The sequence below is a fragment of the Paenibacillus sp. FSL H8-0261 genome (genome assembly GCF_045040645.1).
GTDB lineage: Bacteria > Bacillota > Bacilli > Paenibacillales > Paenibacillaceae > Paenibacillus_AQ.
In genome coordinates this window covers 6,667,213-6,680,220 of sequence record NZ_CP150297.1, presented here as the reverse complement: position 1 = coordinate 6,680,220, position 13,008 = coordinate 6,667,213, and the positions used below count along the sequence as shown (strand labels likewise).

The following is a 13,008-nucleotide window of genomic DNA, read 5'->3' as shown; positions in this document are numbered from 1 at the left end:
TGTTACTTAACCTAGCGGTTAATCTCTTAGAAGTCGAAATTATCAGGGTCAGGACCTACCCGTTGATCTTGGTTCAGAGCGTTGATTAGATTCATATCCTCTTCTGTTAACAGAAAATCAAACACATCTACGTTTTCGATGATCCGGTGCTCTTTAGTAGACTTTGGAATGGTAATAATTCCACGCTGCAGGTCCCAACGGATAATCACTTGAGCTACGGATTTACTGTATTTAGCTGCAATTTGTTTCAGTACAGGCTGATCCAACAATTGCCCTTGCATTAATGGAGACCAAGCCTCCAGTTGAATTCCTTGTTCCTGGCAGAAGCTAAGCAGCGCTTGCTGACTCAAATAAGGATGGAGCTCCACTTGGTTTACCATCGGCTTAATTTCCGCATCCTTCATCACATCTTCAAGATGATGGATCTGGAAATTGCTGACCCCAATCGCTTTTACACGTCCCTCTTTATACAAGGTTTCAAGTGCTCTCCAAGTCTCTTTATATTTTCCTTTTACAGGCCAGTGGATAAGATATAGATCAAGGTATTCAAGTCCAAGCTTAGCTAGGCTAGCTTCGTAGGCGGCAATGGTTTCTTCGTAGCCCATATCTGCAGTCCAGACCTTTGAAGTTACGAAGAGCTCTTCTCTGGACAGGTTGTTGTCCTGCAAAGCTTCTTTGATCGCTTGACCTACGCCAGTCTCATTCTGATAGATCGCTGCTGTATCGATGCTGCGGTAGCCGTGTGCAATAGCAGATTTGACCGCTTGGATCAGCTCAGAGCCTTCTTCGACTTGAAATACACCAAGTCCAAGCCAAGGCATGTTTACCCCGTTGTGTAATGCAGTTGTATCCTGTAGATGTTGAGCCATAATAAAATTACCTCCTGAGATATTTAAAAGTTTGATTGGTATGTTAAGGCAAGGCTGATTAAGCAGCCTCAGACTGGAGAAGAGTCTCATCTTTCTTCTCCAGCGCACGACTCCAAGCGGTTAGGAATACAGCGGACAGAACCATTATAGCACCCACCCAAGTGGTATGAATCAGTCCCATATGATCCGTGACGATACCGCCAAGATAGGCCCCGATGGCAATGCCAGCGTTAAAAGCAGCAATATTCAGCGCAGATGCCACATCTCGCGCACTCGGAGCATATCGATCTGCAAGTGTAACTACGTGTACTTGTAGACCAGGTACGTTCATGAAGGCTAACAATCCCATAAAGAAGATCGTAAGTAGTGCAGCCACTTTAAAGGGTGCGGTAAAGGTTAAGACGAACAGTACAACAGCTTGTATAGCAAACATGTAGAAGAGGGCATTCATAGGGTTACGGTTGGCTAATTTGCCTCCAATGACGTTGCCGATGGCGATCGCTATGCCATAAACAAGAAGGATGATGGCAACGGTACTCTCTTTGAAACCGCTGATTTCATGGAGAAGTGGAGATAAATAAGTAAAGACTACAAAGGTACCTCCATACCCTAAAGCAGTGATTGCGAAGGCAAGCAGTAACCGTCCGTTCTTCACGAGTTTGACTTGTTCGCGAAGCGGTGTTCGGGTTCCTTTGCGCAGCCCTGTGGCAGGGACCAAGATCAGATTACCGATGAGCGCTATAAGCCCGATGGCAATAATGGCGATGAATGCAGCTCTCCAGCCTAACTGTTGCCCTAGAAAGGTGCCCAGTGGCACACCGGTAACAGTAGCTACGGTTAGCCCTGTGAACATGATCGCAATAGCGCTGGCTTTACGATTCTCAGGCACAAGGTCGGCGGCAATGGTCGAAGCAATCGACATGAACAGACCATGCGAAAGGGCAGATATTACTCTAGCTATTAGCAGAATTGTAATACTGTCCGCAGCCGCGGCAAGGCTATTGCCGATAATAAATACAATCATAATGATAAGCAATAATGTTTTGCGCGATATCGCCGTGGTCAGCGACGTTAAGATTGGGGCGCCAAAGGTTACCCCTAAAGCGTACAAAGTAACAGTTAATCCAGCTGTGGTCAGCGGTATATTCAGGTCATCAGCGATTAAAGGCAGCAACCCTACACTGATAAACTCGGTGGTTCCGATCGCAAAGGCGCTAATGGCTAAAGCCAGGAGTGCCAGGGTACTTCTTTTTTGGTTTAACAACATGTCTCTCACTCCTACACTCTGATAATCACCGGCCGGTAAGTGCAATTATGAAGGCATGAGTCATTTAAGTATAGTACGTACTTTAAAGTGCTATAGGTACTAAAAAGTACCTATAAGAAATCACCTAAGGATATTGTCATCCATTCCTAGAAAATTATCCGCAAAAAAGCGTTGGGCTTCCTTCAGTTGAAGGGAATACCAACGCTTTGATGATTGATCTATTGTGTTCAGTATGTTATTCGAAGCTGTATTTGATTCCCCATTGTTCTCTAACATTACTCATAATGTCCATGACATCTAAGGAGAGTTTGAGGGTTTCCTGGTTGCCTTTTGCCGCGATATAGCGCTGCATATCCTCGATTTCGTATTGTAGCGCTTTGGAAGTATCGCCGGCTTCGATCGTTTCTAGGGTGCCATCTAAATATTGAATTGTAGCTGTAGAGGCCCGTGGGAAATTGTCTACAGTAATAAAGCCAAGTTCTCCAGCAACGACGCCGCGTTTAGGCATTTTGGAGCGCATGGTAAGGGAGATGATCGCCATTTCATCCGCATCGTTGTTCAGAATGATTCCGGATTGTTCATCGACGCCTGTCTCAAAACGTTTCACTGTCGTTAGAATTTCCTGTGGCTGTTTGGACAGGAAGAATCTTGTGAAGGACAAGGCATACGTCCCAATATCCAGCAGCGCCCCTCCAGCCAAATCTTTGCTGAAGAAACGGTTGTTCACATCATATTCTTTATGGCTGCCAAAGGAGACTTGCACCATTTTGAGGCGTCCGATCTTACCTTCATCCACGATTTTCCGTAGCTTTTTGTACAGTGGCATATGGTAGATGGTCATAGCCTCTGCGACGACTAAGCTTTTTTGTTTAGCAAGCTCGGCGATTTCCTGCAGTTGTTTGCTATTTACGGTGATCGCCTTTTCACAGAGGACATGTTTGTTATTCTGCAAGCTTTCTATGATGTATTCGTAGTGGTTACTATGTGGTGTTGAGATGTAGACGACATCAATTTCTGGATCTTGCAGCATTTCGCTGTAATTGCCATAAGCCTTCTCCGCTCCATATTGGCTCGCGAACGCCTGGGCTTTCTCTAAGGTTCGTGATCCTACCGCATATAAAGTTCCGCCGATGTCATCTAGAGCAGCCGCAAATTCATTAGCGATACTTCCCGGGCCGATGATTGCCCACTTCAGATTGTTCATGGTTAGCACCTCGCCTGTTTTGATTGTTTGAGCTTACTTAGAGATTACCTTGATTCCATTTGAACCAGCCACAAGTGCTGAGGTAACTTCTTTCGTGAATAGGGAGGTCTCAATGACCCCGTTAATGGCTTTGAGTTCAGTTTGAAGAGTAGTGCTATCCTCTACCTTTTCAAAAAAGACATCCAGCAGCACATTGCCGTGATCACTGACCGTATACCCATCCTTACTTGCGCTTGTTCCAATCTCAGGCTTGCCGCCCAGCGATTTCACGGAATGTTGAACATAACTAAGAGCATCCATAAGAATTTCCAATACTACGGGATGCTTGAAGGTTAGCTTGTTCACAAGTTTAGTTTCATCTACCAGCAATATATAATGATCCGCCATACTAGCAATCAGTTTTTCTTTCGTATGAATGCCGCCACCACTCTTAAGCGCATGCAGTTGCTCATCCACCTCATCACAGCCGTCAAAAGCAACAGCTATTCGGTCAACGGACCAAGTGGGTACAACCTGCAGTCCATTTTGGACACAGAGTGAAGCTGTAGTGAAGGAGGGAGTCACTACCTTTACCCGAAGATCTGCTTTTTTAATATTGCCGATTAAATAGGAAATCGTACTACCCCCACCTAAACCAATGGTTGTGTCATTCTCAATATACTTTAGAGCTTCTGCGGCACAACTTTTCTTTCTAAAGTCCATATTCAAAGCCGGTCATCTCCATTAAAAAATTGATAATCTGCACATTTGTGCAATATAATAAAAAATGTGCGAAATAATCGTCTACAGTATAGCTAGGGGTTATGGATTCGTCAAATCCTTGAAAAAAGCGAGGCGTTCTATCATGGATCGAAAAGAAGACAGAAAGCTGCTCATTAAGATTGCACAAATGTATTATGAGCAGAATTTAACGCAAAGTGAAATTTCTAATGAACTTGGCATATATCGCACCACCATAAGTAGGATGCTGAAGAGAGTCCGTGAAGAGGGCATCGTTACAATCACCATCAATTACGATATTGGAGATCATTGTACACTGGAGCAGGAATTGAAAGAACGGTTCGGGCTGAAGGAAGCCATTGTTGTAGAGGTAGACCCAGCCCAGTCCGGGGTGATCAAGCGTAAAGCCATTGGACAGGCTTGTGCAAGATGGCTGGAGCAAGTGATTCAGCCGAAAGATACGATAGGCTTCTCTTGGGGAAGCAGCTTAGCTGCCGTTGTAGACAATCTGACCCTCGGACAGAGACCTTTTGTAACCTGTGTTCCTACGGTGGGTGGTCCATCTGGAAAGATGGAGAGTGGATACCATGTCAATAATATCTGCTACCAAGCTGCCTTAAAGTGGGGTGCGCGCTCATTAATGATTGATGTGCCAGCGATCACGGAGCAAAAGGAAACCAGAGATCAACTGATGCATTCGCAGTATTATCAGACCATCGCGAAGGCATGGGATCGCCTGGATATCGCTATATTCGGCATTGGATCACCGGAAATTAAAGGCGAAGAGGCATGGCGCGGATTTTATGGCGATGCTGTGATTGATGAGCTGGAGGACGGGAAGGTAGCTGGTGATATTTGCTCGCGTTTTTATGACGGCAATGGATTGCCTGTACGCACAGCAATATCGGACCGAACGTTGACCATTGAGCTGGAGCAGATCAGGCGAGCGAGGTACGCTATTGGTGTAGCGGAATCGCTGGAGAAGGTTTCGGGGATCTTGGGCGCGCTAAATGGCGGGTATATGAATGTGCTCGTAACGACCGAAGAAACGGCGCAGAAGATCTTGGAGTAACCCCTACTAAATGTAAACAATTGAATTTCGTGAAAATAACCTGAAAATGGTATGCAAAACACTAAAAATTTTGCTTGTAAGCACCAGACAGAGCGTGTAAGATATACAAGGTATTCATATCGAACATTAATAAAACTCATATAATCTTGGGGATATGGCCCATAAGTTTCTACCGGATAACCATCGTAATTATCCGACTATGAGTGAAATAGCGCATCTAGGGTTCCGTTTTCTTCTTTGGAGGAAAGGTCTGGACCGAGCGATGCGGACACTATGTAGTGTTACACCACTAAGGGACAAAAGCCCAGAAGGACAGATTCACTTGAGAGAAACGACTCAAGGGATTTGTCCTTTTTTTGTTTTTTTAATGAAGAGGAGAGATTAGTTCACGATGAAAGTACTTCAAGAGCGCATTAGACAAGAGGGTCTTATTTTATCAGATACGGTACTTAAGGTAGATTCATTTCTGAATCATCAGGTCGATACGGAGCTAGCGCTGCAAATCGGTCAAGAGTTCAAAAAGTTGTTCGGTCATCAACCGATCACTAAGGTGATTACGATTGAAGCTAGTGGGATTCAGTTCGCCATGGCTACTGCGATTGCATTAGGTGTACCGTTTGTTTATGCGAAGAAAAAGAAAGCAGTGACGCTCTCAGAGGCTGTCTACTCAGCACCTGTTCATTCCTTTACTCGCCAAGAGGACTATCTGGTCAGCGTCTCCCAGAAATATCTTGGAGCGAATGACAAAGTGCTTATTGTGGATGATTTCCTCGCTACTGGTGCTGCACTTGTGGGATTGGTTGATATCGTAAAAGAGGCAGGAGCAGAGCTCCTTGGCGTCGGCTGTGTCATTGAAAAGAGCTTCCAAGAAGGCCGGAGCCTTCTGGAGAACAGAGGCATAGAAGTCCATGCCTTGGCTCGTATTGCATCTATGTCACCAGGTGAAATTCACTTCATTGATAATGAAAGCTCATTAGAGAAAATCAAGGAGAGTGCGGGATGTTAAGCAAGCAAAAGGTATTTACGTTAGGTCTTCAGCATGTCCTAGCCATGTATGCAGGAGCAGTAATTGTACCGCTGATTGTTGGGGGTGCCTTGAAGCTAAATGGGACTCAAATGGCTTACCTCATCGCAGCCGATTTGTTCACTTGCGGATTGGCTACACTGCTGCAAATAATGGGCACCAAGTATTTTGGTAGCAGGCTCCCGGTTATTCTTGGATGTACCTTTACAGCCGTTGGCCCGATTATTGCGATTGCCTCGACACATAATCTGGCGACTGCGTATGGTGCGATCATTATTTCCGGTTTGTTCGTTGTTCTTGCGGCCCCGCTTTATGGGAAGCTACTGAAGTTCTTCCCGACCATTGTAACGGGTTCTGTCGTGACCATTATCGGGTTATCTCTTATTCCAGTTGCTATGAATAACGTTGCTGGCGGAGAAGGCAGTGCTGATTTTGGACAACCCCGTAATTTGCTGCTTGCACTGATTACACTACTTGTCATTTTAGCAGTTAACCGTTTCGCCACTGGATTCCTGCGCTCGATCTCAGTTCTGGTAGGTCTTGTGGTGGGTACAGCGATTGCTTATGGAATGGGTATCGTTAACTTTTCTACGGTAGGTGACGCTTCTTGGGTAAGCATCGCACAACCGTTTTACTTCGGATGGCCTGAATTCAGTCTTACTGCAATCTTCACTATGATCATCGTTAACATTGTTAGTATGGTGGAGTCTACTGGGGTTTATTTTGCAGTAGGTAAAGTAATTGATCAGAAAGTTGAACAGAAGCAGATCGTAAACGGACTGCGTTCCGAGGGAGTAGCAATTATGCTGGGCGGAATTTTTAATGCTTTCCCATACACTGCTTTTTCTCAAAATGTGGGTTTGATTTCGTTGTCTCGCATTAAGACCCGTAATGTTATTTTTGCCGCTGGCGGGATCATGATTGTACTAGGACTCCTGCCTAAGCTGGCTGCCTTGACGACGATTGTACCGAATGCCGTACTTGGTGGAGCCATGATTGTCATGTTCGGATCGGTTGCCGTTTCCGGGATATCCATTCTATCCGATGTGGATCTCCGTAAGGATGGTAATCTACTGATTGCTGCTTGCAGTATTGCTGTTGGCTTAGGTTCAGCGACACTTCCTGCAATGTTCGCAGAGCTGCCTGAATTTGCGCGGATGCTGCTACAGAACGGTATCGTATCCGGTTCGCTTACAGCGATTGTACTGAACATTGTCCTCTCCAAGACAAAGGATGATGTGCAGGTAGCGGATAACACCGTACCTGTTCTTGCTAAGGAATCTCAAGTGTCCTAAACTTAAGCTTAGATTAGCTTGCAAAAACGAAATAAAAGATCTGACTCAGCTTCATGGCATGAGTCAGATCTTTTTTTTAATATAATAATTAATTCCACGCGACGCAGAAGGCGTCTATACTTGCGATTAACGTTTACTATGTTTGATTAATGTACCTATATTGCGCGCGGTGCGCTCCATGTTGAAGGAAGCATCGGTGAGCGCTTTATCTAACGTACATACTCCAGGCACGATGGAGAAGAACATATCGATACCATGCTCGTACACGGCTTCTACGCCAGTACCGAGGGAACCCGCTAAGGCAATAACAGGTACACCGGCGGCTTGTGCTACTTTGGCAACACCAATCGGTGTTTTGCCATAGACGGTTTGGCTATCCATACCCCCTTCGCCTGTGATGACATAATCGGCATCTTTCACTTTATCCGCAAGCTTCATGGCATCGACGACGATGTTCACGCCTCGCTTCAATTTGGCTCCTAGGAAGGCCATCACGCCAGCACCTAGTCCACCTGCTGCACCTGCACCTGCTGTATCATTCACTTCTTTGCCGAGATCGCGCTCAATGATGTTTGCTAAACGTGCAAGATTTGCATCCAATTGCTTCACCATGTCGGGTGTTGCACCTTTTTGCGGACCGAAGATGGCGGATGCCCCGCGCTCACCAGTTAACGGATTGTCTACGTCACATGCGGCTACCACTTGTACACCGTGGAGTCTCGGATCTACATGATCACTATCAATACGGGTAACTTCACTTAGCGATCCTCCACCGTATCCAATCTCCGTTCCATCTTCTCGCAGGAAGCGGAATCCAAGCGCTTGTGCCATGCCTACACCGCCATCGTTGGTTGCACTGCCACCAAGACCCATAATAATAGAACGTACGCCTGCATTCAGCGCATGAACGATAAGCTCTCCTGTACCCTTTGTCGTGGTGATCAACGGATTACGCTCTTCCTTCGGCACAAGCCCAAGTCCAGAAGCAGCTGCCATCTCAATAATCGCGGTCTTTCCATCTCCCATAATGCCATAAAATGCATTCACAGGGTGACCGAGCGGCCCTGTTACGTCACAATGTACAATTCGTCCGCCTGTCGCATCGACGAGTGACTGAACCGTACCTTCGCCGCCATCTGCCATCGGAACTTTAATATATTCTGCATCGGGAAAAGAGGAACGAAGTCCTCGTTCTATGGCCTCACAGGCTTCCATTGCTGTCATACTTTCTTTGAATGAATCTGGTGCCAAAACAAACTTCATGCTCTTCACATCCTTTTGTGTTGTTTATGCTTCGACAGTTGTTATAGGAACCATTGGAATACACCGAATACTAATGTCGAAACGATCGCTAGTGTTAGACCAATTGCGGTTTCATAAGGAATCAATTTCAGACGCTCTTTCATCTGCATGTTCACACTGCCACCAGTTGCGTGGAAGAAGCTGCCGTGAGGCATGTGGTCTAATACAGTCGCACCAGAGTGAATCATTGCCCCTGCTCCAAGCGAAGCTACGCCAAGTCCCATGATGGTGGAGCCGAACACAGAGCTTGCTACGGCTGTGCCTGCTGTTGTCGATGCTGTTGCAAGAGACATTAACGCACCACTGATTGGAGCAAGCAAGTATGCCGGTAGGCCAGATGCAGTAAGGCCGTCGATAATAACATCCTTTAATTGCGAATTTGCAATGATACCAGCTAGTGTACCTGTCCCGATTAACATGACGGCTACACCCGTCATTTTACCAAGACCAAATACAGCGAACTCATTTAACTTCTTAAATCTTCCCATTGCAATGGCGCCTACGATACCTCCTACTGGAAGCGCGATAACTGGATCGATTACGATGCCTGCAATTGGACGAAGGGACAACAAGATAATGGCTACAAGTGGAGCTAGAAAGGCTGTAAAGAAGCTTGGAAGCTGCTCATTCGGATTATTCGTTACCTCAGAAGCTTCTACTTTACTGCCTTTATTGTTTAAACGCTTTGCGATGAAGTACGTTACGATAATCCCGAATACAGCTGGGATTATACCTGCTGCCATCAACGAAGTTAATGGAATGTGAAATGCATCTGATGCGGCAATCGCATTCGGGTTTGGTGACATGATGTTACCGGCTTTACCGCCGCCGATCATAGCGATCAGGATTGCCAATTTCGATAGATTCGCACGTTGTGCAATAGCTAATGCAATGGGTGCTACAGTAATAACAGCTACATCCACGAATACACCGACCGCTGTAAGAACCATTGTTGCTAAGGCTAATGCGAGTAATGCCCGTGTCTCGCCGGCCTTCTGAACCAACGTCTCTGCAATCTTTTTCGCCGCGCCTGATTCAATCAATACACCTGCTAACACACCTGCTGCCAAGATGCGAAGCACGGCAGGAATCATCCCTTTGGCACCATCCATCATCAGCGTAATGGTATCCACCATACTCACGCCGCCGATTAAACCACCTACTAACGCACCGATCATCATGCCGTAGGCTGGCGGTACTTTTTTCAATATTAGAACGATTGCCACAACCAATGCAGCTAAAGCACCTAAAACGCTTACACTCACTGTCATGAGTTATTCCTCCCCAGTTTTACACAGAGTTGTATATATCGATATGTGGTTTGAGCTCATACCTATACTTTAGCGAATATTTGTAAGCGTTTCATTAGGCGGAGAAATAAATATTTCGCATCAATTGATGTCTTTTTTTGTGCATATGCACATATATCCTCTTATTCATCACAAGACATAGCAGAATGCTCCAACAAATATAACCAACGCGCACTCATGAGTAGGAACAGCTCCTGATAATTTCTTGGATCCTTCCCTGTGAGCTCGGTTATACGCTGGAGTCGGTAGCGTAACGTATTCCGATGAATGCGCAGTCGTTCAGCGATATGCTGTTGCTCCCCACTTTCGAAGTAAAATAGATCTAATGTCTGCTGAAGCTCACCACTACGATCCTCCTCCACAAAATGCGCCCATAGCTGCAGCAACTCCTCCGACATCCAATTATGTACACTTGGAACGACCATCGTCTCCAGTTGCAGATCCGTTGCATAATAAACCGGCTCATCCGGATATATTGCATAGCCTGCACGCATCGTATCTTCTGCGGATTGAATGGACTTCATCATCCCTTGAATCCCTGTAAAAGGTTTGCCTACCGCGATACGTAGTGGAGAAATCTCCTTTACATCTAACCAACGTCTTATCTGGTGAATTCCTTCACATATATCCGTATGCGGCTTCCGCTCATGGAGATGCTCCTTGACCAGAACAACTTGTCTGGCATTACGAATGGTAATCAATTGAACAGCCGGGCGTCCTTCTAATACATCAGTTACCCGCTTCATTGTTGCCATTAGATCCTCTTCATTACGATTAATTAATTCAATGATGCATGCGATATGAGGCTTATCCACCTGAAAATGAATCTGCTGTGCTTGATGTCGCAATGTTTGTACGTTCCCCTCATCGCCATTCATCACCGCGAGCAGGAAATTCTCCTTCATTCGTTTGTCCCATTGAGCCTGCTCTAACAGCTTCATATGCTCAAGATACATTTCCGCTGTCATCTTCACCAATTCACCATACTTCGTCACTTCCTTGGGATCACCAGTAATCCCAATAACACCAACAATCTCATTCTCAAACTCAATAACAAGGTTCGTGCCGGGCAATACCCCCTGCAATCTAGCGGCGCTCTCCTGATCAATCTCGAATCTGCCACGACGCTCTATCGCGAGTAATGCACCCTCATGTGATTGCCCTAACCGCTTACCATCTCCAGACCCAATAATTCGTCCTCGCTTGTCCATAACATTGACGTTGTACCCAATCACATGCATCGTACGTCGAACAATTTCCATCGCAACTTCTTTTGTCAAACCCCTCATGGCTACTACCTCCTATTTAGAAATTCTCTATGCGAACTCTTGTGAACACTCTTTTCCTAGTTCATGCGCGATATAATATACCTCTAAGATCTTATCATTATCACAAGCCGGGTCTGATTGAAACACTACAAGTATATATTGCGGAGAATGGAGATCATAATCGAACTGGTATGTGGATTGATGTGGCGCAAGTAATTCCCTCTTCTAATTGCCAACCTCTTTTTATAGGCATAAAATTAGTTGAGCATGTATAGATAAATTAGGACAGGGATGGAGTAGGAATGAATGAGAAAGTAGGAATGAATGATAAAATTGTCATGCCATTATGGACGATGTGCCTCTTTATTGTAGTGATGAACACAACGATGTTTAATGTATCGCTTCCAACCATTATTCAGGATCTCCAAATTTCTGCTGACCTAGGCTCATGGGTCATTTCCAGCTATTCGATTGGATATGCGTTGTCGACGGTTATTTATAGCCGGTTATCCGACTTGGTGCCGATTCGCAAGCTCTTGACCATTGGCTTAATTACGCTGGGGACAGCATCAGTGTTTGGATTGTTCGCACATGACTTTAATATGCTATTGATTACAAGAATCCTACAATCTGCGGGCGCCGGATCTATGGCTGGATTGGGGCTTGTACTCGCCAGTCGCTATGTTCCGATTGAAAGACGCGGCGCTGCTATTGCGATGATCTCGGCGGGGAGTGCAATGGCCTTTGGTTTGGGTCCTATTGTGGGAGGTGTCATCAGCCAGTACTTTGGCTGGAACGGATTGTTCGGCATAACTTGCCTTGTGCTTATTGTGCTGCCGGTACTGCTGCGGTTATTGCCTAAGGAACAGCCACAGCCTGCAAGCTTTGACATCCTGGGGGCGGCGCTGACCGTTGTAAATGCGGCAAGTTTACTGGTAGCTGTAACTACCCAGTCGCTTGTATGGCTAGCGGTGGGTGTAGTGTCTATTATCGTGCATGCCGTACATCTGAAGAAGGCCAAGGAATCATTCATTAATCCGCAGCTGCTTACCATGCCGGGTTACTTGAAACTGGTTGCCGTAGGCTTTTGTATTCTGGTGCTGAACTTAGGGAACTTGTTCCTGATGCCGCTTGCGCTCGCTAATCTGTTCGATAAATCAGCGCTGATGATTGGTTTGTATATCGCACCGGGAGCGTTATTATCTGCTTTTCTGACCCGTTATGTGGGACGTTTTATTGATCGGTACGGTAATATACGCTTCTTAGTGATTGGACATTGTATACTTGCAGCCGTTATGGCTGTGTTTGCCCTGAATCTTTCTGTATCACCTGTAGTACTACTGCTAGGTTATCTATGCTTCTCTCCCGCTTTCTCAGCTACGATGGCATCCTTAAACAATGAAACATCTATAGTTCTTCCAAGGACTTGGATTGGTTCTGGTATGGGGCTTTTACAACTGGTTCAATTCTTCGGAGGCTCTGTATCTGTTGCAGTCTGCGGGCTTTTACTGCATGCTCAGCGTGATATCTCCCCTGCAAAAGCATATCAGCATGTATACGGCGTGTTGCTCCTCGTTTGCTTGTGCTCGTTAGGAATTCTTCTTTTATATAGACGTTCTAACGCCAAGAGTAAGGTTGGGCAGTCTATGCACACCTAGAACTGAAACGAAAAGGTAA

11 protein-coding genes and 1 riboswitch are annotated in these 13,008 nt (G+C 45.7%); of the genes, 4 read left to right on the top strand and 7 right to left on the bottom strand.

Going from position 1 to position 13,008, the window contains the following annotated elements; translation table 11 throughout:
* Nucleotides 1-26: 26 nt before the first annotated feature.
* The 4 genes from MHI27_RS29755 to rpiA form a co-directional block, all read right to left on the bottom strand.
* Nucleotides 27-869, bottom strand: a complete 843-nt coding sequence (locus MHI27_RS29755) for an aldo/keto reductase (RefSeq protein ID WP_076298011.1) — start codon at nucleotides 867-869, stop codon at nucleotides 27-29.
* 58 nt (nucleotides 870-927) lie between these two features.
* Nucleotides 928-2,136, bottom strand: coding sequence for an MFS transporter (locus MHI27_RS29750; RefSeq protein WP_076284942.1), 1,209 nt, complete (start codon nucleotides 2,134-2,136; stop codon nucleotides 928-930).
* A gap of 235 nt (nucleotides 2,137-2,371) precedes the next feature.
* Nucleotides 2,372-3,340, bottom strand: a complete 969-nt coding sequence (locus MHI27_RS29745; RefSeq protein WP_340973404.1) for a Gfo/Idh/MocA family oxidoreductase — start codon at nucleotides 3,338-3,340, stop codon at nucleotides 2,372-2,374.
* 33 nt (nucleotides 3,341-3,373) lie between these two features.
* Nucleotides 3,374-4,042: a ribose 5-phosphate isomerase A gene (rpiA, locus tag MHI27_RS29740; protein ID WP_405176818.1), complete on the bottom strand. Its 669-nt coding sequence runs from the start codon at nucleotides 4,040-4,042 to the stop codon at nucleotides 3,374-3,376.
* Between the two features lie 142 nt (nucleotides 4,043-4,184).
* Here rpiA and MHI27_RS29735 point away from each other — a divergent pair, with 142 nt between their 5' ends.
* From MHI27_RS29735 to MHI27_RS29725, 3 genes are all read left to right on the top strand, one after another.
* Nucleotides 4,185-5,132: a sugar-binding transcriptional regulator gene (locus MHI27_RS29735; RefSeq protein ID WP_405175264.1), complete on the top strand. Its 948-nt coding sequence runs from the start codon at nucleotides 4,185-4,187 to the stop codon at nucleotides 5,130-5,132.
* A gap of 116 nt (nucleotides 5,133-5,248) precedes the next feature.
* Nucleotides 5,249-5,352, top strand: a riboswitch (purine riboswitch).
* A 171-nt stretch (nucleotides 5,353-5,523) separates the two neighbouring features.
* Nucleotides 5,524-6,138 carry a xanthine phosphoribosyltransferase gene (locus tag MHI27_RS29730; RefSeq protein WP_339799366.1) on the top strand — a complete coding sequence of 205 codons (615 nt, stop codon included), beginning with the start codon at nucleotides 5,524-5,526 and terminating at the stop codon, nucleotides 6,136-6,138.
* Complete coding sequence (locus tag MHI27_RS29725; protein WP_076121591.1) at nucleotides 6,132-7,451, top strand: nucleobase:cation symporter-2 family protein; 1,320 nt, start codon at nucleotides 6,132-6,134, stop codon at nucleotides 7,449-7,451. Before MHI27_RS29730 ends, MHI27_RS29725 begins: the two co-directional genes overlap by 7 nt.
* 126 nt (nucleotides 7,452-7,577) lie before the next feature.
* Here the strand turns inward: MHI27_RS29725 and MHI27_RS29720 are convergent, their stop codons facing one another.
* The 3 genes from MHI27_RS29720 to MHI27_RS29710 all read right to left on the bottom strand — a co-directional run bounded on the left by MHI27_RS29720 (nucleotide 7,578) and on the right by MHI27_RS29710 (nucleotide 11,352).
* A complete protein-coding gene (locus tag MHI27_RS29720) occupies nucleotides 7,578-8,714 on the bottom strand; it encodes a glycerate kinase (protein WP_405175263.1) in 1,137 nt (378 codons plus the stop codon).
* A gap of 41 nt (nucleotides 8,715-8,755) precedes the next feature.
* Nucleotides 8,756-10,024 carry a GntP family permease gene (locus MHI27_RS29715; RefSeq protein WP_341051195.1) on the bottom strand — a complete coding sequence of 423 codons (1,269 nt, stop codon included), beginning with the start codon at nucleotides 10,022-10,024 and terminating at the stop codon, nucleotides 8,756-8,758.
* A gap of 161 nt (nucleotides 10,025-10,185) precedes the next feature.
* Nucleotides 10,186-11,352 carry a sugar diacid recognition domain-containing protein gene (locus MHI27_RS29710; protein ID WP_405175262.1) on the bottom strand — a complete coding sequence of 389 codons (1,167 nt, stop codon included), beginning with the start codon at nucleotides 11,350-11,352 and terminating at the stop codon, nucleotides 10,186-10,188.
* A 281-nt stretch (nucleotides 11,353-11,633) separates the two neighbouring features.
* On the opposite strand from MHI27_RS29710, the gene MHI27_RS29705 reads away from it, so the two are divergent.
* Nucleotides 11,634-12,989 carry an MFS transporter gene (locus tag MHI27_RS29705; RefSeq protein WP_256716183.1) on the top strand — a complete coding sequence of 452 codons (1,356 nt, stop codon included), beginning with the start codon at nucleotides 11,634-11,636 and terminating at the stop codon, nucleotides 12,987-12,989.
* Nucleotides 12,990-13,008 lie beyond the last annotated feature (19 nt).